Origin of the sequence: Pseudomonas sp. P105, assembly GCF_032614175.1 — a bacterium.
GTDB classification, from domain to species: domain Bacteria; phylum Pseudomonadota; class Gammaproteobacteria; order Pseudomonadales; family Pseudomonadaceae; genus Aquipseudomonas; species Aquipseudomonas rhizophila.
The window spans coordinates 2,261,930-2,288,245 of sequence record NZ_CP126693.1 but is presented as its reverse complement, the minus strand read 5'-3'; the positions used below and the strand labels follow the sequence as shown (position 1 = coordinate 2,288,245).

Genomic DNA, 26,316 nt, shown 5'->3' with positions numbered 1-26,316 from the left:
GGTGTCGCGGTCAGAGACGGATTTCCCCCGCCGGCAGCACATCGATCCGCGACACCGCGCTGCTCAGGCGTCCCAGCCGGTTGTTGTGGTTGGCAATGATCTGCTCGGCCGCCATGCTGCCGTTGTCCACGGTGGAATGGGCGTCCGCGGCCAGCACCACGTCGTAACCCAGGGCATGGGCCTGACGTACGGTGGCGTTGACGCAATAGTCGGTTTGCAACCCGCAGATCACCACGCGATCAATCATCCGCGCTTGCAGCAGCGACAGCAGATCGGTCTGGTAGAAGGCGTCCGGCGTGGTCTTGCGTACTCGCAGGTCATCCGGTGCGGTCAACAGGCCGTCGGCCAGTTGCCAGGCGCTGGAACCATAAGTCAGCGCCCCCTCCAGCTCTTCGTGCTGGATCAGGATCACCGGCAAGCCGACGGCCCTGGCCCTGGCGCTGAGCTCGTTGATTGTCCGGATCATGCGTGGGCTGTCGAAACACTCCTCTTGGCCGCTGCACAGCGCGCTCTGGACATCGATGATCAGCAATGCGGTGTTCATGACGTTCCTCTTCAAAACGTGTTGGATCCCGACAACAGATTAACAACCTGGCGATCATTCCCTGTCGCGGATCGCGTCAAAACACTAGGCAGTATGGCCCGGTTTGCGTAGTACGCCTGTTCGCCGTCGCTTGGGTGACGCAAAAGCCAGGTTTGGGATAGGCTCGTGCGGCTCATCCCCCACCGCACAAGGACATTGCCGATGACGCTACGAATCGAACGTACGGACACCCCCACCGCAGAAGACCGCGAGGCGATCCTCGTCCCGCTGCGCGCCTACAACACGGCCAAGACCGGCGGGACGGTGCCTGAGTTGGTCGCCTGGCTGGTGCGCGACGAACACAGCGGCGAAACCGTGGGCGGGCTCTACGGTCGAGTGTTCTTTCAATGGTTTTATATCGAGTTGCTGGTGGTGCCGGAACAGGCCCGTGGCCAGGGCACCGGTTCGACGTTGATGCAGATGGCCGAAGACTTTGCCCGAGAGAAAAACTGCGTGGGCATGTGGCTGGACACCTTCGACTTCCAGGCGCCCGCGTTCTACAGGCAACTCGGCTTCACGGAAATCGGCCAGATCGACGATTACCCGCCGGGCCACCAGCGCTTCTTCTTCCAGAAGCGCCTGAGCCAGACCGAGTGAAATACAGGCTATTGTGGACTTACTCGCGATAGCGGTGGGTCAACTGCGGTGATGTGGGCTGTGCCAGCCTCATCGCGAGCAGGCTCGCTCCCATATGGGTTGCGAGTGTTCACAGGATCTGCAAACGACACAAAAACCTGTGGGAGCGAGCCTGCTCGCGATAGCAGTGCAAGTGGTCTACAGACAAGTCGCCAACGCCGCCAACCGACGCTTGGCAACAAAGTCGTCATGCCGGGCGTAGTAGTTCAGCGCCGTGCCGGAAGCGCTGGTTTGCAGATCCACAAACGACTCAGCCGAGCGGGTGTACACGGTCATGCCACCCGTCTTGCCGGGTTGCAGATAGGCACCGGCATCGACGCCAAACACAGCTTCGTCCTGCCAGGAAAACTGCACACACTCGGCCACCACCTGCTGCGGTTTGTCCGAAGTCAATGTCTTATAGGGTGCTTGAGTACGGGCCTGGTTCATCGCCGAACCCGCGCAGCCAACCAGCAACGTTGCGGCCACGGCCACCATCAGCATTCGCATTGCGTTCACTCATAGAGAAAAAAACCGACTGTAGCACTGCGACCTGGGCCTTCATGCTGCTTTACTGAAATTTATACGCGACACCGGGCGATGATTCGCGCAACCTGTCGCGCCATTGCCACTTGCCCGCGCGGAACAGCCCATGACACCCAATGCCGAGTTCTACAAACCCAGCACCGAATACGCTGACAAACTGATCAGCCAGATCGGCCAGACCCCGGCCTGGATCGCCAAGCGAATCGGCGTCACCGACAAGCGGATTCGCTACATCCTCGACGGCGAACGCACCGTCAAGGGCGAAACCACGCCGATACAGATGACCTACACCGAACAGTTCGCCCTCGAATGCCTGGCCGCTGCGGCCAAGGCCAGCAAGAAACAACCCCCGGCACCCAAGGAGTGACCATGGCGGCAACCGAACAGCAACATGAACGAGCGCTGGAAAAATTTCTCGATGCACGCCCCGACCTGCGCGTCGAGCTGGACAACCTCAACCCGCTGTTGGCCCAGGCCAAGGGCGAGACCGCCGCGCAATATCGCGCCCAGCGCTTGCATGAAGCATTCGAAGCCGAGGCTGAGCATCAGGGCCTGTTCGCTTGGGAACTGACCCTGCAACTGACCGCCACCTCGCCCCAGGACTATGAAAACCAGCGCATGGAAGTCCACAAGGAGGTGGCGCAGATGGCGGGGATGGAGTGGGCGGAATATTGCGAGTTGAATGGTCTCAAAAACCAAGGCTGAGTACTTCCTGTGGCGCTCGCCCCTTTCCTGGCAATCGCCCCCCCGTCCATAAAGCTTTATCATGGCCGCAGTTTTGCTGATCGGGTCTGTCATGAAGTTTGCCATCGCGTTGTTTTCCGCCGCCCATGCGCCCTCCTCGCGCCGCGCCCTGTTGTTTGCCCAGGCCGCGCTGGCCGGTGGGCATGAAATCGTGCGGCTGTTCTTCTATCAGGATGGCGTCTATAACGCTGCCGACAGCCTCGTAACGCCCCAGGATGAACAAGATCTGCCCCGACAGTGGCGCGCCTTTGTCAGCGACAACCAGCTCGACGGCGTGGTTTGCATCGCAGCGGCGTTGCGCCGTGGCGTGCTGAACGATGAAGAGGCCCAGCGCTACCAGCGTTCGGCGGTCAGCGTCAGTGCGCCCTGGGCCTTGTCCGGCCTGGGCCAGTTGCATGATGCGATCCAGGACGCCGACCGCTTGATCTGTTTTGGAGGCGCGTAATGGCCAAATCCTTGTTACTCATCAGCCGCCAGGCTCCCTGGTCGGGCCCCGGGGCCCGGGAAGCGCTGGACATCGTGCTGGCCGGCGGCGCGTTCGACCTGCCCATCGGCCTGCTGTTCCTCGACGACGGCGTCTTTCAGCTCGCCAACGGCCAGAACGCCAAGGCGCTCCAGCAAAAGGACCTGAGCGCGAACTTGCAGGCGTTGCCCATGTTTGGCGTCGAGGACCTCTACGTCTGCGCCGACAGTGCCGCCGAACGTGGCGTCGCAACCGCTGCCCTGGCGCTGGACGAGCTGAAAATACTCAGCGCGCCGCAGATCGCCGCGCTCATTGATCGTTATGACCAGGTGATCACCCTCTGATGTCGACTTTGCATGTGTTGTCTCATTCCCCCTTCGGCGATAGCCGCTTCGCCAGTTGCCTGCGGGTACTGGGCGAGCAGGACGCACTGCTGCTGTGCGGCGACGCGACATACGCCTTGGGAGCCGCCGCGGTGCCGTTTGCAGAACTGCAGCGCAGAGGCCTGAAGCTTTTCGTGCTTGGCGAAGACGCACAAGCCCGGGCCCTGGACATTCCGCAATGGGCCGAGGCCATCGACTACCCGGCGTTCGTCGCGCTATCGGTCCACCATGACAAGGTCAACACCTGGTTATGAACGTGCTGAACGTGGGCCAACGCGCCATTGCGCTGGACAAGGACGGCTACCTGGCCGATCTCAATGACTGGTCGGCCGAAGTCGCCACAGCCCTGGCGGCCGCCGAAGACATCGAATTGGGCCCCGAACACTGGGAGGTCCTCGAACTGCTGCGCGGCTTCTACAACGAATTCCAGCTCTCCCCCGCGACCCGGCCGCTGATCAAGTACACGGCGCTGAAACTGGGCGCCGACAAGGGCAACAGCCTGCACCTGAACCGATTGTTCAAAGGCACCCCCGCCAAACTCGCCGCCAAGCTGGCGGGCCTGCCCAAACCGACGAACTGCTTATGACCGACTTCCCATCGCTGACCCTTGAGACCCCGGCCGAACATCCGTTCGCCCAATTCGTGCGCATCCTCGGCAAAGGCAAGCGCGGCGCCCGTGACCTGACCCGCGAAGAAGCGCGGCAAGCCATGGGCATGGTGCTGGACGAGCAAGTCGAGGACACCCAGCTCGGCGCCTTCCTGATGCTATTGCGGCACAAGGAAGAAAGCGCCGAAGAAATGACCGGTTTCACCCAAGCCTTGCGTGAGCGCCTGCAGACCCCAGCGTTGGCGGTGGATCTGGACTGGCCGACCTACGCCGGCAAGAAGCGTCATTTACCGTGGTACCTGCTGGCGGCCAAATGCCTCGGGCAGAACGGTGTGCGGATTTTCATGCATGGCGGCGGCGCGCATACGGCGGGCCGGCTCTACACCGAACAACTGCTTGGCTTCCTGAACATCCCCCTGTGCCGCGACTGGCAGCAGGTTGGCGCAGCGCTGGACGACGGTGGCCTGGCCTTCATGCCATTGGTGGACTGGGCACCGCAGATGCAACGGATGATTGACCTGCGCAACACCCTGGGCTTGCGTTCACCGATCCATTCCCTGGCGCGGATCCTCAACCCCCTGGGCGCCCGTTGCGGGCTGCAAAGCATTTTCCATCCGGGCTACCAGGCGGTCCACCGCGATGCCAGCGGTTTGCTGGGAGACACCACCATCGTGATCAAGGGCGACGGTGGCGAGATCGAGATCAACCCGGACGCCGACAGCCACCTGTATGGCACCCGCGACGGTGTGAGCTGGGATGAGGAATGGCCGCGACTGGCCGAACAGCGCCACGTCAAACCGCAAAGCCTCGACCCTGAGCACCTCAAAGCCATCTGGCGAGGCGATGTTGAAGACAGCTACCCGCAACTGGCGCTGATCGCCACCATGGCCCTGGCCTTGCGCGGCCTGGGTCTGGCTCGGGAAGACGCGTTAGAGCAAGCCCGCCAATACTGGGCCGCGCGGGATCGATCGATTTAACCGATCATCAACGCCCAACCTTTGCGCTTTTTGTTCGAACCTATGGGAATAGACTCCTCTCCAACGTTTATTGGTAGAGGAGATCGAGATGGGTTTGTTAGTCGAAGGTCGCTGGCAGGACCAGTGGTATGAAAGCAAGGACGGCACCTTCCAGCGTGAACAGGCGCAACGCCGCCATTGGATCACCGCCGACGGCAGCGCCGGCCCCACGGGCGACAGCGGATTTGCCGCCGAGTCCGGGCGCTACCATTTGTATGTATCCCTGGCCTGCCCCTGGGCCCACCGGACGCTGATCTATCGCAACCTCAAAGGCCTGCAAGACCTGATCGATGTCTCGGTGGTCAGCTACCTGATGCTGGAAAACGGCTGGACCTTCGACAAGCGTCAGGGCTCCACTGGCGACAAACTCGATCACCTGGATTTCCTGCACCAGCGCTACACCGCCGATACGCCGCACTACACCGGTCGCGTCACCGTGCCAGCGCTGTGGGACAAACGGCAACAACGCATCGTCAACAACGAATCAGCGGAAATCATCCGCATGTTCAACAGCGCCTTCGACGGCTTGACCGGAAACGACCTGGACCTCTACCCTGAGCACCTGCGCAACGATATCGATGCATTGAACGAACGCATTTACCCGGCTGTGAACAATGGCGTGTACCGCGCCGGGTTCGCCACCACTCAGGCGGCCTACGAAGAAGCGTTCGATGGTTTGTTCGCTGAGCTGGACCGCTTGGAAGCATTGCTGCAAACCCGACGCTACCTGGCCGGTGAATACCTGACCGAAGCCGATATCCGCCTGTTCACCACCATCATCCGCTTTGACGCAGTGTATTTCGGCCATTTCAAATGCAACCTGCGGCGCATTGCGGATTATCCGAACCTGTCGAACTGGTTGCGGGAGTTGTACCAGTGGCCGGGGATTGCCGAGACTGTGGACTTCACCCATATCCAGCGCCATTACTACGGCAGCCACAAGACCATCAACCCCAACGGAATCGTGCCCAAGGGGCCGGAGCAGGACTTCAGGGTTGCCCATGATCGGGAGCGGTTGAGTGGGAAAGGGATTTGGCTTGGGGCCCGGGATTGATTGTAAGCGGACGCTCAACACACCTTGACGAGGCTTTCGCGTCATTCGGTTTCGATGACAGCTTGTTTTCCCTATGCTTCTCGACTTGCATAAGGATTAGTTGAAACAGGAAAAGGTGTGACGGCATGAGAGCAGATAAATCTTGTCCTGTGGTTCTGCGAGCCCGTGAAAGGCTGGAAATCTTGGCATTTGAGCATCCACAGGCAGGCCTACAACTGGTCAAGGGCAGTGTGGAATCAGGTGAGTCAACCGAATTGGCTGCCGTGCGAGAGCTGATGGAAGAAGCAGGGATTCAATCCTCGGCAGGGCGAAATTTGGGCGAGTGGAGTGCCATTGAAACGGGGCACACGTGGGCATTTCATGAATGTCATGTTGCCCAAGACCTTCCCGATACTTGGGTGCATTTTGCAGAAGATGATGGAGGTCATGAGTTCAGATTTTTTTGGCATCCACTAATGAGTGAGCCTTCTGAAAAATGGCATCAGGTTTTCAAGGATGCTTTAAGCTTTCTCAGGACTACCCTTGCTGAAGTCTAAGTGTGTATCCAGCTCTTCTTGAGTCAGCCAGGCCGGCGCCCACCGATGAGCGATTTCACTTGACCGCTGCGTTGGCAGCCGTGTCAGCACGTCTTTAAGATAAGGAGGGAGTTCTTAGTGGACGATATTTCGATAATCCAAGCGATTATTTCAGATGACCCCGTTCGGTGGCGACTACTTGAAATGGTTCACTCCCTCAATTTGCCAGACTGCTGGATAGGAGCAGGTTTCGTACGAAACGCGGTTTGGGACTATTTGCACGGGCGCAGTTCGTCTCCTGTCTCAACAGACGTCGACGTCATTTGGTTTGATGCTAGGCGTTGCGCCCCAGAGGAAGATGAAGCTCTGGAGACCCTCCTCAGGGGGCTAGATCCGACCGTAATGTGGTCTGTAAAAAACCAAGCCAGAATGCATGTGCAGAATGGCGATGAACCGTACCTTTCTACTACCGACGCAATGCGCTACTGGCCGGAAACCGCAACGGCGGTAGCCGTAAGACTACGAGAGGCAGGTTCATGCGAGATCGCAGCACCGCTGGGACTTGATGATCTATTTGGGTTGGTTATCAGGCCCGCGGGGAGGTTTGCCACGGAGAAAACAAAGATCTATCAAGACCGCTTCAAGGCCAAAAACTGGATGAAGACATGGCCACTGCTCACGCTTGCGTCAGCGCCTTTATCTCCTACCCCTTACGTCGAGGCGACTTAACCGGACGCTTACGATTGATTCGAGATCTTTGTTGCAGTTGAGGGCCTCTTCGCGAGCAAGCCCGCTCCCACATTGGATCGGCGTGGCCTTAACTCTTCGGCTGAACGCGATCAAATGTGGGAGCGAGCCTGCTCGCGATTGGAGCGACACGGTCTGTCTAGACCTGCCCCTGAGCCCCTTCAAACCACGCCAGTTTCTCGCGCAGTTGCACCACTTCCCCAACGATCACCAGGGTTGGTGCATGAACCTCATGCTCGGCCACCAGTTTCGGCAAATCTGCCAGGGTGCCGGTAAACACCCGCTGGTTGGAGGTGGTGCCTTGCTGAATCAGCGCCGCCGGTGTGTCCGCCGCGCGACCGTGCTTGATCAACTCGTCGCAGATGATCGGCAGCCCCACCAACCCCATGTAGAACACCAACGTCTGCGCCGGCGACACCAAGTCCGCCCACGGCAAGTCACTGGTGCCGTCCTTCAGATGACCGGTGATGAATCGCACCGACTGGGCATAATCGCGATGGGTCAGCGGGATCCCGGCGTAGGCCGCGCAGCCGCTGGCGGCGGTGATGCCCGGAACCACCTGGAACGGGATGCCATGGGCCGCCAATTCTTCGATTTCTTCACCGCCACGGCCAAAGATGAACGGATCACCGCCCTTCAATCGCACCACCCGCTTGCCTTGCCGGGCCAGATCGACCAATTGCTGGTTGATCTGCTCCTGGGGCACCGCGTGCTCTGAGCGACGCTTGCCGACGTAGATCCGCTCGGCGTCACGCCGGCACAGCTCAAGGATCGCCGGAGCCACCAAACGGTCGTAAAGCACCACGTCTGCCTGCTGCATCAGGCGCAAGGCGCGGAAGGTCAGCAGGTCCGGATCACCAGGGCCTGCGCCCACCAGATAGACTTCACCCGGTGCATTCGGCGCCTGGCCTGCAATCTTTTCGCGCAGCAGGCGCTCGGCCTCGGCGCCCTGCCCGGCCAACTGTCGATCAGCGATCGGCCCCTGGAACACCTCTTCCCAGAACGCCCGGCGTTGCTGCACATCCGGGAACAGCCCTTTGACCTGGCTGCGAAAACGCGCCGCCAGCCCGGCCAGTTGTCCGTAGGTCGAAGGAATCCAGGTTTCCAGCTTGGCCCGGATCAACCGCGCCAGCACCGGCGCATCGCCGCCGCTGGACACCGCGATCACCAGCGGCGAGCGGTCGACAATCGCCGGGAAGATCACGCTGCACAGGGCCGGCGCATCCACCACGTTGACCGGCACGCAGCGCTTGTGGGCATCGGCCGACACCTGAGCGTTAAGTGGCTCGTCGTCGGTGGCGGCAATGATCAGGCCGCAACCGTCCAGATCCGATTCAAGGTAACCGCGCAGGACGCACTCGCCACCGCTGCCACTGACCAGTTCCCGCAACTGCGGTTCGATATGCGGTGCGACCACCCGCAACAACGCGCCGGCATCGGCCAGCAGGCGAGACTTGCGCAAGGCAATCTCGCCGCCGCCGACCACCAGCACGCGACTGCCGCGCAGGTTGTGGAACAGTGGCAAATAGTCCATTTAGCCGATGACCTCGATGCCGCCCATGTAGGGCTTCAACACCTCGGGCACACGGATCGAACCGTCGGCCTGCTGGTAGTTTTCCAGTACCGCCACCAGGGTGCGGCCCACGGCCAGGCCGGAGCCATTGAGGGTGTGGACCAGTTCCGGCTTGCCGGTTTCCGGGTTGCGGAAACGCGCCTGCATGCGGCGGGCCTGGAAGTCGCCACAGTTGGAGCACGAAGAAATCTCGCGGTACTTGTCCTGGCTCGGGATCCAGACTTCCAGGTCGTAAGTCTTCACCGCACTGAAGCCCATGTCGCCGGTGCACAGCGCCAGGGTGCGATACGGCAGCTCCAGCAGTTGCAAGACTTTCTCGGCGTTGGCGGTCAGGCTTTCCAGCGCTTGCATGGACACCGAGGGCTCGACGATCTGCACCATCTCGACCTTGTCGAACTGATGCTGACGGATCATGCCCCGGGTGTCACGGCCCGATGCCCCGGCTTCACTGCGGAAACACGGTGTGTGGGCAACGAACTTGATGGGCAGTTGCTTGGCGTCGACGATCTCGCCCGCGACGATGTTGGTCAGCGACACTTCGGCGGTAGGGATCAGGTACAGATCGGCCTCGCCTTCGCGGCTGATCTTGAACAGGTCCTCCTCGAACTTCGGCAACTGGCCAGTACCCTGCAAGGCTGGCGCCTGAACCAGATAAGGCGTGTAGGCTTCTTCGTAGCCGTGCTCGGTGACGTGCAGGTTGATCATGAACTGCGCCAGGGCGCGATGCAGACGGGCAATCGGCCCGCGCAACAAGGCAAAACGGGCGCCCGACAGCTTGGCGGCGGTTTCGAAATCGAGCCAGCCGAACTTCTCGCCCAGGGCAACGTGATCCTGCACCGGGAAATCGAAGACTTTGGGCGTGCCCCAACGGCGCACTTCGACGTTGCCGTCTTCATCTTCACCGACCGGGACCGATTCATGCGGCAGGTTGGGGATACCCAGCAGGATCGAATCCAGTTCGGTCTGGATCGCGTCCAGCTCGACCTTGCCGGCACTCAACTCACCCGCCATGCGCTCGACATCGGCCATCAGCGGTGCGATGTCTTCGCCGCGCTGCTTGGCCTGACCGATGGATTTGGAGCGCGCGTTACGTTCAGCCTGCAGGGCTTCGGTGCGGGTCTGGACGGTCTTGCGCTGTTCTTCCAGCGCTTCGATGCGCGCGACGTCCAGGGCGAAGCCACGGGATGCCAGGCGGTCCGCTACGTCCTGAAGGTTGCTACGTAACAGTTTGGAATCGAGCATGTCGGTCTCTCGTTATCAAAGTTTGGTCAGGGACAGGCCAGCCCAGGTGGCGAGCAGCCCGCCGAATACGCTGATGGCCGCGTAGCCCAGGGCCAGCGGCACCTGCCCACTTTCCAGCAGGCGCACCGTATCCAGTGAAAAGGATGAAAAAGTCGTCAGGCCGCCAAGAAAGCCGACCAACAGCCCCGCGCGCACCTCGATGGGCACCTCGGGGCGAATCAAAAACAGACCGTATAGAACGCCGATCAGCAGACAGCCCACGATATTAACGGCCAGCGTGGCGGTATAGAAGTGCCGCGGCCAATTTGCGTTGACCCAATTGCCAGTCGCAAAGCGCAACAACGTGCCGGCAACGCCACCAGCGGAGACTGCGAGTATCAAGGGGATCAAGGTTTTCTCCGCTGCCTTGGACTCAGACGGTCCAGTTGTGCCAAATGATTGAGTTTCTCGCCAATCTTCAGTTCAAGGCCACGGGGCACCGGCTGATAGAACGGCTGGGGTTCGAGTTCTTCGGGAAAATAGTCTTCACCGGCGGCATAGGCGTCCGGTTCGTCGTGAGCGTAACGGTATTCATCGCCATAGCCCAATTGCTTCATCAGTTTGGTCGGCGCGTTGCGCAGGTGCAGCGGCACTTCCAGGGAGCCATGCTCGGTGGCGCTGCGCATCGCGGCCTTGAAGCCCATGTACACCGCATTGCTCTTTGGCGCGCAAGCCAGGTAGGTGATGGCCTGGGCTACGGCGAGTTCGCCTTCCGGGCTGCCGAGGCGTTCTTGCACATCCCAGGCCGCCAGGCACAGGCTCAGGGCGCGGGGATCGGCATTGCCGATGTCTTCGCTGGCCATGCGCACCACTCGGCGCGCCAGGTACAACGGATCGCAACCGCCGTCGATCATTCTGGCGAACCAGTACAGCGCCGCGTCGGGGTTGGAGCCGCGTATGGATTTGTGCAGCGCCGAAATCTGGTCGTAGAACGCCTCACCGCCTTTGTCGAAGCGTCTACGGGTGTCACCCAACAAGCTTTGCAGCAGTTCGACGCCGATCTCGCTGTTGTCTTCGACCAGGTCCGAGGCGTTTTCCAGCAGGTTGAGCAAGCGCCGGCCATCGCCATCGGCGGCCGAAAACAGGATCTGGAAGCCTTCGTCACTCAGGCTCAACTGGCGCTTGCCCATGCCGCGTTCCTCGGTCAGCGCCCGGTGCACCAGCTTGCGCATCGCCGCCTCGTCGAGGCTCTTGAGCACATAGACCCGCGCCCGGGACAGCAAGGCGTTATTGAGTTCAAACGAAGGGTTTTCGGTGGTCGCGCCAATGAAGATCAGCGTCCCGTCTTCGACGTAGGGCAGGAACGCGTCCTGCTGCGACTTGTTGAAACGGTGCACTTCATCGACAAACAGGATGGTGCGCTTGCCGTATTGCCCGGCCTGCTGCTTGGCGACCTCCACCGCCTGGCGGATCTCCTTGACCCCGGCCAGCACCGCCGAAACCGTCTCGAAATGGGCATCCGAGACTTCGGCCAGCAGCCGCGCCAGGGTGGTCTTGCCCACGCCCGGCGGGCCCCAGAAAATCATCGAATGCAGCGCGCCCTGCTCCAGCGCTTCGCGCAGAGGCTTGCCGCGAGCGAGCACATGCTCCTGGCCGACGTACTCATCCAGGTTGGTCGCGCGCAGGCGGGCGGCCAATGGCTGGGCAATCGGGGCGCTTCGAAACAGGTCCATCACTACTTATGCAACCTCCGCTGGGTCCTGGTGCCGATCAGTTAAACAACGAACAACACAGTTCCCCTGTGGGAGCGAGCTTGCTCGCGATAGCGGTGTGTCAATCAACGGAGATGTTGAATGTGATGCAGCTATCGCGAGCAAGCTCGCTCCCACAGGGGGCTTGGGTTTACTCCTGGATCACGTCCGCACCTTTGGGGATGTCGAACTTGAACTTGGACGCAGCGATCGGCTCGTTGGCCTTGACCCCGGTGAACAGGATATTGGTGCGCTGACCGACACTGTCGATCAGTTGCATGTCGTTGACCAGACCGTTGCGAAAGGACAGGCGCAGGCTGTCGAACAGGCTGTCCCGGGTCTTGGGCTTGAGGGTGAAGTCAATCACGCCACCGGCCTCTTTGGAGCTGATGTCGAAACTCTGGCTGATCTTGGAAACATCGCCGGAGAGCAGCAACGCCGGCGTCTGGGTCAGGCGCTGATCCAGGGTCTTGATGGTGACCTGTTCCAGGTCCGGGTCCCACAGCGAGACTTTCTTGCCATCGGAAACCATCAGTTGTTCAGCCGGTGCATCGGTGTGCCAATAGAACAGGCCCGGACGCTGCAAGGCCATCTCACCGGCGGTTTCCTGCAACTGGGTACCACTGCCGTCGAGGGTCAGTTGGGAGAAGCGAGCGGTCAGGGTCTGGGAACGTTCCAGCAACTGGGTCAGGCGGGCCACGTCCTTTTCATCGGCATGGGCCGACAAGGTGGTCAGGGCCAGTACGGGCAACAGCAACATGCGAATCAGGCGCATGGGAGTCCTCTTGAAGTCGTGGGAGGTCGAGCGGCGTGTCGCCAGGCCGCTCAGGTCATTAATCGCGCATCGGGCCCGGCGCCAGTACTTCGCGCGAACCGTTGGTGTTCATCGCCGTCACGACCCCGGCCATTTCCATGGCCTCGATCATGCGTGCGGCACGGTTGTAGCCGATCTTGAGCTTGCGCTGAACGGCGGAAATCGAGGCCCGGCGGCTTTCCAGGACAAACTGCACCGCTTCGTCATAGAGCGCATCGGTTTCGGCATCGTCATCGCCACCACCACTGCTGCCCTCAAAGCCGCTGCCGGCCTCCTCGACACCGTTGAGGATGTCGTCGTTGTATTCAGGGGCGCCACGCAGTTTCCAGGCTTCAACGACCCGGTGCACTTCATCGTCGGACACGAACGCACCGTGCACACGAATCGGCAGGCTGGTGCCCGGCGGCATGTAGAGCATGTCACCGTGGCCCAGCAACTGCTCGGCGCCACCCTGGTCGATGATGGTCCGCGAGTCGATCTTGCTCGACACCTGGAACGCCATGCGGGTCGGAATGTTGGCCTTGATCAGGCCGGTGATCACGTCCACCGACGGCCGCTGCGTCGCGAGAATCAGGTGGATACCAGCGGCACGGGCCTTCTGGGCGATCCGGGCGATCAGTTCTTCGACCTTTTTGCCGACGATCATCATCATGTCGGCGAATTCGTCCACCACCACCACGATGGTCGGCAGCTTGTGCAGCAGCGGCGCTTCGTCGTGGATGTTCTCGCGGTGGTACAGCGGGTCGCTCAACGGCGTACCGGCCTCTTCGGCCTCCTTGACCTTGGCATTGAAGCCCGACAGGTTACGCACGCCCATCTTTGCCATCAGCTTGTAGCGGCGCTCCATCTCGGCAACGCTCCAGCGCAGGGCGTTGGCGGCGTCCTTCATGTCGGTCACCACCGGGCACAGCAGGTGCGGAATGCCTTCATAGATCGACAGCTCGAGCATTTTCGGGTCGATCATGATCAGCTTGGCGTCTTCCGGGCCGGACTTGAACAGGATCGACAGGATCATCGCGTTCACACCCACCGACTTACCGGAACCGGTGGTACCGGCCACCAGCAGGTGCGGCATTTTCGCCAGGTCAGTGATGACCGGCTTGCCGCCGATGTCATGGCCCAGGGCCAGGGTGACCGGCGACTTGTGGTTGTCGTATTCAGGGGTGGAGAGCACTTCGGAGAAGCGCACGATCTGCCGGTCTTCGTTGGGAATCTCGATGCCCACGGTGGTCTTGCCGGGAATCACTTCCACTACCCGCACGCTGGTCACGGCCAGAGAACGTGCCAAGTCCTTGGCCAGGTTGGCGATACGGCTGACCTTCACGCCCGCGGCCGGCTGGATTTCGTAACGGGTAATCACCGGGCCCGGGTGGATCGAATCCACCGAAACCTCGACGCCGAACTCCTTGAGCTTGATTTCCAGCAGGTGACCGACGGCCGCCAGGGATTCGGGGGAATAGTTGAGCTGTTTCTTTTCGGCCGGGTCCAGGATCGAGATCGGCGGCAAGGTGCCTTCCACTGCACTGTCGACGAACAGCGGCGCCTGTTTCTCTTTCTGCACGCGCTTGCTCTGCTCCGGCGCCTTGGCCGGAGCCATGGTGATGACCGGCGGCACCTGTTTCTCGCGCTCGGACATGTGCTTGCTCAGGGCCTGTTCACGTTCGATCAGGCGTTCCTTGACCTTGGCCTGCTCGCGCTTGTCCGTGACGGTCGGGGCCACCACGTCGTGGACGCGGTCATCCACCTCGCGCAGTTGCGCCACCAGTTGCTTGCGCTCGGTGCGCGCCGCCCACCAGCGATTCATCGCTCCCTGGATCAGCTCGATCAGGTCCAGGGTGATCTTGCCGGTGACATCCATCACCTTGAACCATGACAAATCGGTGAACACCGTCAGGCCGAACAGGAACAGGGCGATGAACAGCAGCGTACTGCCCTGGATGTTCAGGGCGTTCTTGGCCAGCTCGCCAAGACTTTCCCCCAGCGCACCGCCCGCTCCGGCCGGCAGGCCGGTGGGAGCGTGAAAATGGATATGGGCCAGCGCGGCGCCCGACAGCACCAGGAACACCAGGCCGATCAGGCGCCAGGAAAACAGCCAGCCACTCCACTGCCAGGGCTCGTGGCGTTGACGGAAAATCTGATAGGCCTTGATCGCCAGCAAAAGCGGAAAGATGTAGGCGAAATAGCCCAGCACCATGAACAGGATGTCAGCGCTGTAGGAACCGGCCGGACCGCCGAAATTCTGCACATCGTCGATCTTGCTGTTGTGGCTCCAGCCCGGATCGTCCTTGCCATAGGTCAGCAAGGCCATCATCAGGAACAGGCACAAGGCGCCGATGGCGATCAACGCACCTTCCTTGAGCCGGTAGTGCAATTGCTGGCGCCAGAGCGGAACGACTGTTTTAGGTGCTGCGGTGGATTTCTTCAAAACGCTTCTTTTCCTGCGCCAAAGGCGCGTCCATCTGTTGAATGACTATAAAAAACTGCTCATCACGAGCAGGCAAAAAAGTGAATGTGCACAACCGGTACTACTTTTACCACTGTGACGTGCATCCAGAAAACCGCAGGTGTTGCCGAAGATTTTGATCTTTTGCCTCTCCTGCGTTCAAAACTCAAGCATTGTACGGGTTTGTCAGCCCCAAGGCATTGTCCGCACGATGGGCTACAGCATAGCCAAAAACCAGCTGTGTTGGCGTCAATTGGAGCATGCATTCTCTTTCGTGACAAAGGCTTATGAGGTGTTTTTATGAGCGAAGTGAAGCATTCACGCCTGATCATTCTCGGTTCCGGCCCTGCGGGATACAGCGCCGCTGTCTATGCCGCCCGTGCCAACCTCAAACCCGTTGTCATTACTGGCCTGCAGGCCGGTGGCCAGCTCACCACCACTGTCGAAGTCGACAATTGGCCCGGCGATGTCGAGGGTTTGACCGGTCCGGTGCTGATGGAACGCATGCAACGCCACGCCGAGCGCTTCGACACGCAGATCGTCTACGACCATATCCACACCGCCAAGTTGCAACAGCGCCCTTTCGAACTCATCGGCGACAGCGGCACCTACACCTGCGACGCGCTGATTATCGCCACTGGCGCTTCAGCCCAATACCTGGGCCTGGCCTCGGAGCAGACCTTCGCCGGCAGGGGCGTTTCCGCCTGCGCAACCTGCGACGGATTCTTTTACCGCAATCAGGTAGTGGCGGTGGTCGGTGGTGGCAATACGGCGGTTGAGGAGGCTTTGTACCTGTCCAACATCGCCCGTGAGGTACACCTGATTCACCGCCGGGACAAACTGCGCGCAGAGAAAATACTGCAGGACAAGCTGTTCGAAAAAGCCCGCCACGGCAATGTGAAACTGCACTGGAAGCAGAATCTGGATGAAGTGCTGGGTGACGCCAGCGGCGTCACCGGCGCGCGTCTGCGCCAAAGTGAGACCGGCCAGACCAGCACCTTGTCGCTGGCCGGCGTGTTTATCGCTATCGGCCATCAACCCAACACCGAGTTGTTCCAGGGCCAACTGACAATGCGCGACGGCTACCTGATCGTCCGCGGCGGCAGCGAGGGCAATGCCACTGCAACCGATATCGAAGGCGTGTTCGCCGCCGGCGACGTGGCCGATCACGTGTATCGACAGGCCATTACATCGGCAGGCGCCGGTTGCATGGCCGCACTCGACGCCGAGAAGTATCTCGATGACATTCCGGTGGCTTGACGGTTAACCTTTAGGCGGCCTCTTGTCTGCGCACAAGACCCGCCCTCCCCTTCTGCACGCCCGGATGACCATGCTGACTTGGCTACAACGCAACACGTTCGATTTCCCGCCACTGGCCAAAGCCCTGAGCGACCCCAATGGCTTGCTGGCCGCCGGTGGCGACCTGTCCGCCGATCGGCTGATCCGGGCCTATCGCCACGGCTGTTTCCCGTGGTTCTCCGAAGGCCAGCCGATCTTGTGGTGGTCACCGGATCCACGCACCGTATTGTTTCCCGACGAACTGCATGTATCGCGCAGCCTCGGCAAGCTCCTGCGCAAGCAACGCTATGCCGTGACGTTCGACAAGGACTTTGCCGCTGTCATCGAGGCCTGCGCCGCGCCCCGGGACTATGCTGACGGCACCTGGATCACCGAGGCCATGCAAACCGCCTATCTGGAGCTGCATCGACGCGGTTTCGCCCATTCAGTGGAGGTATGGGACCAGGGTATATTGGTGGGCGGCCTGTATGGCCTGGCCATGGGGCAGCTGTTTTTTGGCGAGTCCATGTTCAGTCGGGCCGATAACGCCTCGAAATTCGGCTTCGCCACCCTGGTCCAACATCTCAAAGCGGCCGGTTTCGTGCTGATCGACTGCCAAATGCCCACCGAACACCTGCACAGCCTCGGCGCCCGGTCGATCCCAAGGGCTGAGTTTGCCGGCTACCTCAAGGCGCATCTGGACCAGCCCAACCACGCAACCTGGGTTTGCTGAGCGACAATGGCGCTCCTGGCTTACACTTAATCCAAAGCTTACTCCCGAGGGTTGATCATGACCGAGTTGGCGCGCTTGAAGTTTTATGCCACTCAACCCCACTCTTGCAGTTACCTGCCCGAGGAGCAGGCCACGACGCTGTTCCTCGACCCTAGCCAGCCCATGGATGTGCATGTCTACGCAGATCTGTCGGAGATGGGCTTCCGTCGCAGCGGCGATCATCTCTACCGGCCCCATTGCCAACATTGCAATGCGTGCGTGCCGGCGCGCATTCCCGTGGCTCAGTTTGTACCCAATCGCCAGCAGAAGCGGATTTTCAAGCGCAACGCCGACCTGCAGGTCCGGCCAGCCAAGCCGCAGTTCAGCGAGGAGTACTTCGATCTGTACCAGCGCTACATCGAGCAGCGCCACGCCGACGGCGACATGTACCCGCCCAGTCGTGATCAGTTTTCGACCTTTCTGGTCCGCGACCTGCCCTTTTCCCGCTTCTATGAGTTCCGCCTCGAAGGGCGACTGGTGGCCATCGCCGTCACAGACCTGCTGCCCAACGGGCTTTCGGCGGTGTACACCTTCTACGAGCCCGACGAAGAACGGCGCAGTCTGGGGCGTTTTGCCATCCTCTGGCAGATCAACGAAGCCCGGCGCCTCGGGCTGGAAGCGGTGTACTTGGGCTACTGGATCAAAAACTGCAAAAAAATGAATTACAAGACCCAATATCGCCCCATCGAATTGCTGATTAACCAGAGATGGGTCGTCCTCAGTTAGAACCCCTTGGCTTAAACCCCCTTTTTCGGGCACAATGCACGCCGCTTTTGCCTGGCGCAGTTGCACCGGGCCATTCACTGGATACCGAGGGCTTTACTGCATGTCGAAAGAAGACAGCTTCGAAATGGAAGGCACTGTCGTCGACACCCTGCCCAACACCATGTTTCGTGTGGAGTTGGAAAATGGGCACGTCGTAACCGCGCACATCTCCGGCAAGATGCGCAAGAACTACATTCGTATTCTTACCGGTGACAAAGTGCGCGTCGAGCTGACGCCCTATGACTTGAGCAAAGGGCGCATCACTTACCGCGCTCGCTAACAAGTCAATACAAAACGCCCGGCTGATGCCGGGCGTTTTTGTTTGTCTGGGATTTGCCCCTCTCTCCATGAACACACAAAACCCTGTGGGAGCGAGCTTGCTCGCGATAGCTGTGGGCCAGCTTGCCCCAATGCCGAATGTACCGCCGCCATCGCGAGCAAGCTCGCTCCCACAAGGGATTGATGTGAGTTCGGAAAAGCAAAAAGGCGCCTTTCGGCGCCTTTTGTTTTCCTGCGTGTAACGATCAGGCCATTTCAGCTGTGGTTTCGAAGTCGAAGGTCAGCTCGCCGTCCTTGATGTCGATGTGGACCACACCGCCATGTTCGGCCAGTTCGCCAAAGAGGATCTCCTCCGCCAGTGGACGCTTGATCTTGTCTTGGATCAGGCGAGCCATCGGCCGTGCCCCCATCGTCACATCGTAACCACCGGCCGCCAGCCAACTGCGGGCCGCATCGGTGACTTCCAGCAGCACACGCTTGTCTTCGAGCTGCGCCTGAAGTTCGGTAAGGAACTTGTCCACCACACTCTTGATGACCTCATGGCTGAGGCGACCAAACTGGATAATGGTGTCCAGGCGGTTGCGGAATTCAGGCGTGAAGCTCTTCTTGATCACTTCCATCGCATCGGACGAATGGTCCTGATGGGTGAAACCGATCGAAGCGCGAGCCGCGGTTTCGGCGCCAGCGTTGGTGGTCATGATGATGATCACATTGCGGAAATCCGCCTTGCGCCCGTTGTTGTCGGTCAGCGTACCGTGATCCATGACCTGCAGGAGCAGGTTGAAGACTTCCGGATGCGCCTTCTCGATTTCATCGAGCAAGAGCACGCAATGCGGCTGCTTGGTGATGGCCTCGGTCAGCAGGCCGCCCTGGTCGAAACCGACATATCCCGGAGGCGCACCAATCAGACGCGATACGGTGTGACGCTCCATGTACTCGGACATGTCGAAGCGAACCAGCTCGATCCCCATCGCCTTGGCCAATTGCCGTGCGGCCTCGGTCTTGCCGACACCGGTGGGACCTGCGAACAGGAAAGAACCCACTGGTTTGTCCGGCGACTTGAGTCCGGCGCGAGACAACTTGATGGCGGTGGACAGCGAATCGATGGCTGCATCCTGACCGAACACGGTCAGCTTCAGGTCACGCTCCAGATTACGCAGCAGCTCCTTGTCGGAACTGGTGACGTGCTTGGGCGGAATCCGCGCGATTTTCGCCACGATGTCTTCGACCTGTGGCACTTCGATGCGCTTGACGCGCTTCTCCACTGGCTGAAGCCGCTGATAGGCACCCGCCTCGTCGATAACATCAATGGCCTTGTCCGGCATATGCCGGTCATTGATATAGCGCGAGGCCAGCTCAGCAGCGGCGCGCAGGGCTTCATCGCTGTATTCGATATTGTGGTGCAGTTCGAAACGCCCCTTCAGCCCACGCAGGATACCGATGGTGTCTTCCACCGAAGGCTCCGACACATCGACTTTCTGGAAACGCCGGGCCAGGGCACGGTCTTTTTCGAAGATCCCGCGAAATTCCTGGAACGTGGTCGAACCGATGCAACGGATATCACCCGAAGACAGCAGCGGCTTGAGCAGGTTCGAGGCATCCATGACCCCACCGGACGCGGCACCGGCACCAATGATGGTGTGGATTTCGTCGATAAACAGGATCGCCTGCGGACGCTTTTTCAGCTCGCCCAGCAATGCCTTGAAGCGCTTCTCGAAATCACCGCGGTACTTGGTGCCCGCCAGCAAGGCCCCCAGATCGAGGGAATACACCACACTGTTGGCGAGCAGGTCCGGCACCTGGTTATCAACGATGCGCTTGGCCAGGCCTTCGGCGATCGCAGTCTTGCCCACGCCCGCCTCGCCCACCAGCAGCGGATTGTTCTTGCGGCGTCGAGCCAGGATCTGCGCGACCCGCTCGACTTCCGCCTCGCGTCCGACCAGTGGATCGATACGCCCCTGGCGCGCCAGTTCATTCAGATTGCTGGCATAGGCGTCCAGCGGATTGCCCGAAGAAGAAGACTCACCGCCCTCGTCATCCTGCATATCCTGTTCACCTTCGGAGTGATCGCCGTGCCCAGGTACCTTGGAAATGCCATGGGCGATGTAATTGACGACATCGATGCGCGCAACACTCTGCTGCTTGAGCAGGAAAACCGCCTGGCTTTCCTGTTCGCTGAAGATGGCGACCAGCACGTTGGCGCCGGTCACTTCACGCTTACCCGAGCTCTGTACATGAAAGACAGCACGCTGCAGGACACGCTGGAAGCCCAGGGTTGGCTGGGTTTCGCGATCCTCGTCATGAACGGGGATCAATGGCGTGGTGGAGTCGATGAACTCCTGCAAATCATGCTTGAGTTTATCGAGGTTTGCGCCGCAGGCACGCAAAACGGTGGCGGCAGCCTCGTTATCCAATAGGGCCAGCAGCAGGTGCTCGACGGTCATGAATTCATGACGCTTCGAACGAGCCTCCTTGAAGGCAAGATTGAGGGTGACTTCGAGCTCGCGGTTTAACATAGCTTCACCTCATACCCAAGTGGTCGGCGTTAACCGTCCTTCTCGATTTCACAGAGTAGCGGATGCTGGCTTTCCCGGGCGTACTGGTTGACCTGCATGGCCTTCGTCTCGGCGATGTCGCGGGTAAACACTCCACATACTGCCCGTCCCTCTGTATGTACGGCCAGCATGACCTTGGTCGCCAGCTCGCGATTCAGGTTAAAAAACACCTCGAGCACTTCGACGACGAAATCCATCGGTGTGTAGTCATCGTTGAACAAAACCACCTTGTACATCGGTGGCGCCTGTAATGCAGGCTTTGCTTCCTGAACAGCAATGCCTGCGGAATCGTCGTCATGTAGATCCGGGCGATCCTGATTGAATGTTAGTCGAATCTGGCTGATTGCATGCATGGAAAGAAAGGTTCGTTTAGTTGGCAAATACAGTGATGGGGGCGCTTGTAGGCGATTTCAACCACGTTCGCCGGGTCACCTTGACTATCGGGAAAACGGTGTTACAACCAATAGAGCCCATCGTGGGTTAAAAAGGTCCGTGGAATCGATCCTGTTTTCCAAGATTAGCCTGCGGATGGATTGGATGATACTCCACTGACGGAGTGTGTTGCAGAGGGATATGGCCTATGTCGGTCGTCAAGATGAGTGGCAAAGTCAAATGGTTCAACAATGCCAAGGGCTACGGTTTCATTATCGCAAACGGCAGGGATGAAGACCTTTTCGCCCATTACTCGGCGATTCAGATGGATGGCTATAAAACCCTGAGAGCCGGACAACGCGTCACGTTCGAAGTCATCCAGGGGCCCAAGGGCCTGCACGCGGTCAATATTGCACCCGACACCGTCGAAGATACCTCTTGCGCTACCCCCGTCAATGCCATGACCACTGAAGCCCATTGATCGGCACAAGCCTCCCCTGACAACAACAATGCCCGACTCGATCACTCCAGCCGGGCATTTTTTTGCTGACTGCCGATCCGCTTACATGTGCGAGATCAGTGCATCACCGAAGGCCGAGGAAGACAACAGCGTGGCGCCGTCCATCAGGCGCTCGAAGTCATAGGTCACGGTCTTGGCCGAAATCGCGCCGTTGGTGCCCTTGATGATCAGGTCGGCCGCTTCGGTCCAGCCCATGTGCCGCAGCATCATTTCCGCCGACAGGATCAGCGAACCCGGGTTGACCTGGTCCTTGCCGGCATACTTGGGTGCCGTGCCGTGGGTGGCTTCGAACATCGCCACGGTGTCGGACAGGTTGGCGCCCGGCGCAATACCAATGCCCCCCACTTCCGCCGCCAGGGCGTCGGAGAGGTAGTCGCCGTTGAGGTTCAGGGTCGCGATCACATCGTATTCGGCCGGGCGCAGCAGGATTTGCTGGAGCATGGCATCGGCGATAGCGTCCTTGACGATGACGTTCTTGCCGGTTCTCGGGTTCTTGAACTGCATCCAAGGCCCACCGTCGAGCAGGGTCGCGCCGAATTCCTCGGCCGCCACTTCGTAGGCCCACTCCTTGAAGGCACCTTCGGTGAACTTCATGATGTTGCCTTTATGCACGATGGTCAGCGAATCGCGATCGTTATCCACTACATATTGCAAGGCCTTGCGGGCCAGACGCTGAGTGCCCTGCTTGGAAACCGGCTTGACGCCGATGCCGCAATTCTCGTCGAAACGGATCTTGGTAACGCCCATTTCTTCTTTCAGGAACTTGATGACCTTGGTGGCTTCGGGCGAACCGGCTTTCCACTCGATACCGGCGTAGATGTCTTCGGAGTTCTCACGGAAGATCGTCATGTCCACGTCGCCAGGCTTCTTGACCGGGCTTGGCACGCCTTCGAACCAGCGCACCGGACGCAGGCATACATACAAATCGAGCTGCTGGCGCAGGGCGACGTTCAGCGAGCGAATACCACCACCGACCGGCGTGGTCAGCGGGCCCTTGATGGAAACCACGTAGTCTTTGACCGCGTCCAGGGTTTCCTGGGGCAGCCAGGTGTCCTGGTCGTAAACCTGAGTTGCTTTCTCACCGGCGTAGACTTCCATCCAGGAAATCTTGCGCTTGCCGCCATAGGCCTTCTGAACCGCAGCGTCCACCACCTTGATCATGACCGGGCTGATATCGACGCCAATGCCGTCGCCTTCAATGAAGGGGATGATCGGGTTGTCGGGAACATTAAGAGAATGGTCTGCATTGACGGTGATTTTGTCACCGACGGCTGGAACCTGAATCTTTTGATACCCCATGCTGAACTCCATTGCTTGGATTGAACATCTGGCTGCGTTCGAGCGTACCCCAGTTGTATCGGCGCGCAAACCCTACGTTAGGCTCATCCGGGGAAAAGCGTTGCAGTTCGCGGTGTACAACCCTGAAAAACAAGGGAAAAGCGCCAAACGTGAGCATAGCCTGCTCCTCTAGCACTGCGACGTTTAGACCAATGGACGAGTACGCAAGTATATGAACCATCGGCAGATCGCCAGCTACCTATGTATAATGCCGCCGCTGACCACAGGGTCACGACGGCTGATGGCTCTATCACAAGACTTTCGGCCCGTTGAAAGCCGGACCGTTACCGCGGCCCGACCGCTTGACGCTCGACTGATGCACCCAACATCACCGCGAAGAAACCTCGACATTCGACTCACGGATGACTTTGAACGAACGCGCTTACCCGGCGCCCCTCGAGTTTCTGCGCATGCTTTAGCAAAGAAGAGAGTTAATCCGAATATGCCCACCCGCTCGAAGATCATCTACACCTTCACCGACGAAGCTCCCGCCCTCGCCACCTATTCGCTGCTGCCGATCGTCGAAGCCTTTACCGCCTCGGCCGACATCGCCGTGGAAACCCGCGATATCTCCCTTGCAGGGCGCATCCTGGCCAGCTTCCCCGAGCAACTGGGTGACAAAGCCGTCGCCGACCACCTCGCCGAACTGGGCGACCTGGCCGTGACGCCTGAAGCTAACATCATCAAGCTGCCGAACATCAGCGCCTCGGTGCCGCAACTGCAGGCCGCGATCAAGGAATTGCAGGCCCAGGGCTATGCACTGCCGGACTACCCGGAAACTGTGACCAGCGACGCCGAGAAAGACGCACGCGCCCGCTACGACAAGGTCAAGGGCAGCGCCGTGAACCCGGTCCTGCGTGAAGGCAACTCCGACCGCCGCGCACCGCTGTCGGTCAAGAACTACGCGCGCAAGCACCCGCACAAAATGGGCGCCTGGGCAGCCGACTCCAAGTCTCATGTGGCCCACATGAGCACCGGTGATTTCTACGGCAGCGAAAAAGCCGCCCTGATCGACGCCGCCGGCAGCGTGAAAATCGAGCTGATCGCTCAGGACGGCACTGCCACTGTCCTGAAAGAAAAAACCACCGTACAAGCCGGTGAGATCCTCGACTGCGCCGTGATGAGCAAGAACGCCCTGCGCGACTTCATCGCCGCTGAAATCGAAGACGCCAAGCAAAAAGGCGTCCTGCTGTCGGTCCACCTCAAGGCCACCATGATGAAGGTCTCCGACCCGATCATGTTCGGTCAGATCGTCGCCGAGTTCTACAAAGACGCCCTGGCCAAGCACGCACAAGTGCTGGAGCAGATCGGCTTCAACCTGAACAACGGCATCGGCGACCTGTACGCCCGCATCAAGGCCTTGCCGGCCGAGCAGCAGGCGCAGATCGAAGCCGACATCCAGGCGGTCTACGCGGCGCGCCCATCCCTGGCGATGGTCAACTCCGATAAAGGCATCACCAACCTGCACGTACCGAGCGACGTCATCGTCGACGCCTCGATGCCGGCCATGATCCGTGACTCCGGCAAGATGTGGGGCACCGACGGCCAGTTGCACGACACCAAGGCCGTGATCCCGGATCGCTGCTACGCCACCATCTACCAGGCGGTGATCGAAGACTGCAAGCAACACGGCGCTTTCGATCCGACCACCATGGGCAGCGTGCCGAACGTCGGCCTGATGGCCAAGAAAGCCGAAGAATACGGTTCCCACGACAAGACCTTCCAGATCAAGGCCGACGGCGTGGTCCGTGTTTCGGACAACACCGGTCGCACCCTGCTGGAGCAGAACGTCGAGGCGGGCGATATCTTCCGCATGTGCCAGACCAAGGACGCGCCGATCCAGGATTGGGTCAAGCTGGCCGTCAACCGTGCCCGCGCCAGCAGCACCCCGGCGATTTTCTGGCTGGACCCGATGCGCGCCCATGACGGCGTGGTGATCGAGAAAGTCCAGGCCTACCTGAAGAACCACGACACTGCCGGCCTGGACATCCGCATCATGTCGCCGGTCGACGCGATGAAATTCACCCTGGCCCGTACCCGCGAAGGCAAGGACACCATTTCGGTGACCGGCAACGTGCTGCGCGACTACCTGACCGACCTGTTCCCGATCATGGAACTGGGCACCAGCGCCAAGATGCTGTCGATCGTGCCGCTGATGAACGGCGGTGGCCTGTTCGAAACCGGCGCCGGCGGTTCGGCACCCAAGCACGTTCAGCAGTTGCTGGAAGAAAACTTCCTGCGCTGGGATTCCCTGGGCGAGTTCCTGGCCTTGGCCGCGTCCCTTGAACACCTGGGCGTGACCTACAACAACCCTAAAGCCCTGGTGCTGGCCAAGACCCTGGACCAGGCCACCGGTGAGTTCCTGGACCGCAACAAGTCGCCTTCGCGCAAGGTCGGCGGCATCGACAACCGCGGCAGCCACTTCTACCTGACCCTGTTCTGGGCCCAGGCATTGGCCGCGCAAAACGACGACGCAGCCCTCAAGGCCCAGTTCACTGCCCTGGCCAAGACACTGACCGACAACGAAGAAAAAATCGTTGCCGAGCTCAATGCCGTCCAAGGCAAACCGGTGGACATCGGCGGTTACTACTTCGCCAACCCGGAGCTGACCAGCAAGGCCATGCGCCCAAGCAACACCTTCAACGCGGCGATTGCTGCGCTGGTGTAAGGTTGTAAAGGAACACCACAAACCCCGGCCCTGGTGCCGGGGTTTGTGTTTCCAGACACACCATATTCCCCTGACAACACAGTATTCCCCTGTGGGAGCGAGCTTGCTCGCGATAGCGATATAACATTCAACATTGATATTGACTGACCCACCGCTATCGCGAGCAAGCTCGCTCCCACAGTGGCCCGTATTCCAATCTGAGAAATAGAGGAAACCCCATGGACTGGAACCCCCACATCACCGTCGCCACCATCGTCGAAGACAACGGCCGTTTCCTGATGGTGGAAGAATCCAAGGGCGGACGAGCGGTGCTCAACCAGCCTGCAGGCCACCTGGACCCGAACGAAACCCTGATCGAAGCCGCCGTGCGCGAAACCCTGGAAGAAACCGGCTGGGACGTCGAACCTACCAGCGTGGTGGGCATTTACCTGTACACCGCCCCCAGCAATGGCGTGACCTACCAACGGGTCTGTTTCGCCGCCAAGGCCTTGAACCACCGCCCGGACTATCCACTGGATGATGGCATCCTGGGCGCCAAGTGGCTGACCCGCAACGAGTTGCTCGAACAGCGTGACCACTGGCGCAGCGAGCTGATCATCCGCTGCATCGACGATTATCTGGCCGGTCATCGCCACAGTCTGACGCTGATCCGTCCTTCTCTTTAGCCTTGCGCGTCCGGGCCTGATAGAATCGC

29 protein-coding genes are annotated in these 26,316 nt (G+C 60.0%); 18 read left to right on the top strand and 11 right to left on the bottom strand.

Annotated features, from left to right (window positions below; all coding sequences use genetic code 11):
- Positions 1-10: 10 nt before the first annotated feature.
- A complete protein-coding gene (locus QOM08_RS10350) occupies positions 11-544 on the bottom strand; it encodes a cysteine hydrolase family protein (RefSeq protein ID WP_047227703.1) in 534 nt (177 codons plus the stop codon).
- A gap of 201 nt (positions 545-745) precedes the next feature.
- On the opposite strand from QOM08_RS10350, the gene QOM08_RS10345 reads away from it, so the two are divergent.
- Positions 746-1,180 (top strand): GNAT family N-acetyltransferase, encoded by a 435-nt coding sequence (locus tag QOM08_RS10345; protein ID WP_076385461.1) that lies wholly within the window; start codon positions 746-748, stop codon positions 1,178-1,180.
- 177 nt (positions 1,181-1,357) lie between these two features.
- On the opposite strand, the gene QOM08_RS10340 is transcribed toward QOM08_RS10345, so the two are convergent.
- Complete coding sequence (locus tag QOM08_RS10340) at positions 1,358-1,708, bottom strand: hypothetical protein (protein ID WP_047227705.1); 351 nt, start codon at positions 1,706-1,708, stop codon at positions 1,358-1,360.
- Positions 1,709-1,850: 142 nt separating this feature from the next.
- Here QOM08_RS10340 and QOM08_RS10335 point away from each other — a divergent pair, with 142 nt between their 5' ends.
- From QOM08_RS10335 to QOM08_RS10290, 10 genes are all read left to right on the top strand, one after another.
- Complete coding sequence (locus QOM08_RS10335) at positions 1,851-2,111, top strand: hypothetical protein (protein WP_047227706.1); 261 nt, start codon at positions 1,851-1,853, stop codon at positions 2,109-2,111.
- 2 nt (positions 2,112-2,113) lie between these two features.
- Positions 2,114-2,449 (top strand): DUF6388 family protein, encoded by a 336-nt coding sequence (locus QOM08_RS10330; RefSeq protein WP_316912933.1) that lies wholly within the window; start codon positions 2,114-2,116, stop codon positions 2,447-2,449.
- A gap of 91 nt (positions 2,450-2,540) precedes the next feature.
- Positions 2,541-2,933, top strand: a complete 393-nt coding sequence (tusD, locus tag QOM08_RS10325) for a sulfurtransferase complex subunit TusD (protein WP_047227753.1) — start codon at positions 2,541-2,543, stop codon at positions 2,931-2,933.
- Complete coding sequence (gene tusC / locus QOM08_RS10320) at positions 2,933-3,295, top strand: sulfurtransferase complex subunit TusC (protein ID WP_281459367.1); 363 nt, start codon at positions 2,933-2,935, stop codon at positions 3,293-3,295. Before tusD ends, tusC begins: the two co-directional genes overlap by 1 nt.
- On the top strand, positions 3,295-3,588 hold the full coding sequence (tusB, locus tag QOM08_RS10315) for a sulfurtransferase complex subunit TusB (protein ID WP_316912932.1): 294 nt from the start codon (positions 3,295-3,297) through the stop codon (positions 3,586-3,588). Before tusC ends, tusB begins: the two co-directional genes overlap by 1 nt.
- Entirely contained in the window at positions 3,585-3,920 is a 336-nt protein-coding gene (locus QOM08_RS10310) for a TusE/DsrC/DsvC family sulfur relay protein (RefSeq protein ID WP_316912931.1), read from the top strand. Before tusB ends, QOM08_RS10310 begins: the two co-directional genes overlap by 4 nt.
- The gene (locus QOM08_RS10305) at positions 3,917-4,918 is read left to right on the top strand and encodes a glycosyl transferase family protein (RefSeq protein WP_274091061.1); all 1,002 of its coding nucleotides are present in this window, start codon (positions 3,917-3,919) and stop codon (positions 4,916-4,918) included. The genes QOM08_RS10310 and QOM08_RS10305 overlap by 4 nt, the downstream gene beginning before the upstream one ends.
- A gap of 88 nt (positions 4,919-5,006) precedes the next feature.
- A complete protein-coding gene (locus tag QOM08_RS10300) occupies positions 5,007-6,011 on the top strand; it encodes a glutathione S-transferase family protein (protein WP_274091062.1) in 1,005 nt (334 codons plus the stop codon).
- A gap of 125 nt (positions 6,012-6,136) precedes the next feature.
- Positions 6,137-6,547 carry an NUDIX hydrolase gene (locus tag QOM08_RS10295; protein WP_274091063.1) on the top strand — a complete coding sequence of 137 codons (411 nt, stop codon included), beginning with the start codon at positions 6,137-6,139 and terminating at the stop codon, positions 6,545-6,547.
- A 183-nt stretch (positions 6,548-6,730) separates the two neighbouring features.
- Entirely contained in the window at positions 6,731-7,255 is a 525-nt protein-coding gene (locus QOM08_RS10290) for a nucleotidyltransferase family protein (RefSeq protein ID WP_410479139.1), read from the top strand.
- Positions 7,256-7,412: 157 nt separating this feature from the next.
- Here the strand turns inward: QOM08_RS10290 and cysG are convergent, their stop codons facing one another.
- The 6 genes from cysG to QOM08_RS10260 all read right to left on the bottom strand — a co-directional run bounded on the left by cysG (position 7,413) and on the right by QOM08_RS10260 (position 15,057).
- Positions 7,413-8,807 (bottom strand): siroheme synthase CysG, encoded by a 1,395-nt coding sequence (cysG, locus tag QOM08_RS10285; protein WP_316912930.1) that lies wholly within the window; start codon positions 8,805-8,807, stop codon positions 7,413-7,415.
- Positions 8,808-10,088 (bottom strand): serine--tRNA ligase, encoded by a 1,281-nt coding sequence (serS, locus tag QOM08_RS10280; RefSeq protein WP_047227714.1) that lies wholly within the window; start codon positions 10,086-10,088, stop codon positions 8,808-8,810.
- Between the two features lie 15 nt (positions 10,089-10,103).
- The gene (gene crcB, locus QOM08_RS10275) at positions 10,104-10,478 is read right to left on the bottom strand and encodes a fluoride efflux transporter CrcB (protein ID WP_047227715.1); all 375 of its coding nucleotides are present in this window, start codon (positions 10,476-10,478) and stop codon (positions 10,104-10,106) included.
- Positions 10,475-11,800, bottom strand: coding sequence for a replication-associated recombination protein A (locus tag QOM08_RS10270; protein ID WP_316912929.1), 1,326 nt, complete (start codon positions 11,798-11,800; stop codon positions 10,475-10,477). The genes crcB and QOM08_RS10270 overlap by 4 nt, the downstream gene beginning before the upstream one ends.
- A 169-nt stretch (positions 11,801-11,969) precedes the next feature.
- A complete protein-coding gene (lolA, locus tag QOM08_RS10265; RefSeq protein ID WP_047227717.1) occupies positions 11,970-12,593 on the bottom strand; it encodes an outer membrane lipoprotein chaperone LolA in 624 nt (207 codons plus the stop codon).
- A 58-nt stretch (positions 12,594-12,651) separates the two neighbouring features.
- Complete coding sequence (locus QOM08_RS10260; RefSeq protein WP_076385477.1) at positions 12,652-15,057, bottom strand: DNA translocase FtsK; 2,406 nt, start codon at positions 15,055-15,057, stop codon at positions 12,652-12,654.
- 318 nt (positions 15,058-15,375) lie between these two features.
- Here QOM08_RS10260 and trxB point away from each other — a divergent pair, with 318 nt between their 5' ends.
- From trxB to infA, 4 genes are all read left to right on the top strand, one after another.
- Positions 15,376-16,335 carry a thioredoxin-disulfide reductase gene (gene trxB, locus QOM08_RS10255; RefSeq protein WP_316912928.1) on the top strand — a complete coding sequence of 320 codons (960 nt, stop codon included), beginning with the start codon at positions 15,376-15,378 and terminating at the stop codon, positions 16,333-16,335.
- Between the two features lie 70 nt (positions 16,336-16,405).
- The gene (aat, locus tag QOM08_RS10250; RefSeq protein ID WP_047227754.1) at positions 16,406-17,086 is read left to right on the top strand and encodes a leucyl/phenylalanyl-tRNA--protein transferase; all 681 of its coding nucleotides are present in this window, start codon (positions 16,406-16,408) and stop codon (positions 17,084-17,086) included.
- A gap of 57 nt (positions 17,087-17,143) precedes the next feature.
- A complete protein-coding gene (locus QOM08_RS10245; RefSeq protein ID WP_047227720.1) occupies positions 17,144-17,851 on the top strand; it encodes an arginyltransferase in 708 nt (235 codons plus the stop codon).
- Between the two features lie 100 nt (positions 17,852-17,951).
- Positions 17,952-18,170, top strand: coding sequence for a translation initiation factor IF-1 (gene infA / locus QOM08_RS10240; protein ID WP_002553999.1), 219 nt, complete (start codon positions 17,952-17,954; stop codon positions 18,168-18,170).
- Between the two features lie 244 nt (positions 18,171-18,414).
- Here the strand turns inward: infA and clpA are convergent, their stop codons facing one another.
- Both clpA and clpS read right to left on the bottom strand, forming a co-directional pair.
- The gene (clpA, locus tag QOM08_RS10235) at positions 18,415-20,685 is read right to left on the bottom strand and encodes an ATP-dependent Clp protease ATP-binding subunit ClpA (RefSeq protein WP_047227721.1); all 2,271 of its coding nucleotides are present in this window, start codon (positions 20,683-20,685) and stop codon (positions 18,415-18,417) included.
- A gap of 29 nt (positions 20,686-20,714) precedes the next feature.
- Complete coding sequence (gene clpS, locus QOM08_RS10230) at positions 20,715-21,077, bottom strand: ATP-dependent Clp protease adapter ClpS (protein ID WP_015094394.1); 363 nt, start codon at positions 21,075-21,077, stop codon at positions 20,715-20,717.
- Between the two features lie 227 nt (positions 21,078-21,304).
- On the opposite strand from clpS, the gene cspD reads away from it, so the two are divergent.
- The gene (gene cspD / locus QOM08_RS10225) at positions 21,305-21,577 is read left to right on the top strand and encodes a cold shock domain-containing protein CspD (RefSeq protein WP_047227722.1); all 273 of its coding nucleotides are present in this window, start codon (positions 21,305-21,307) and stop codon (positions 21,575-21,577) included.
- 81 nt (positions 21,578-21,658) lie between these two features.
- Here cspD and icd read toward each other — a convergent pair whose 3' ends face one another.
- Complete coding sequence (gene icd / locus QOM08_RS10220) at positions 21,659-22,915, bottom strand: NADP-dependent isocitrate dehydrogenase (RefSeq protein ID WP_047227723.1); 1,257 nt, start codon at positions 22,913-22,915, stop codon at positions 21,659-21,661.
- Between the two features lie 481 nt (positions 22,916-23,396).
- Between icd and QOM08_RS10215 the strand changes: the two genes are divergently transcribed.
- Positions 23,397-25,622: an NADP-dependent isocitrate dehydrogenase gene (locus QOM08_RS10215; RefSeq protein ID WP_047227724.1), complete on the top strand. Its 2,226-nt coding sequence runs from the start codon at positions 23,397-23,399 to the stop codon at positions 25,620-25,622.
- Positions 25,623-25,840: 218 nt separating this feature from the next.
- Positions 25,841-26,287 (top strand): NUDIX hydrolase, encoded by a 447-nt coding sequence (locus QOM08_RS10210; protein ID WP_139050646.1) that lies wholly within the window; start codon positions 25,841-25,843, stop codon positions 26,285-26,287.
- The last annotated feature ends 29 nt before the right edge of the window (positions 26,288-26,316 follow it).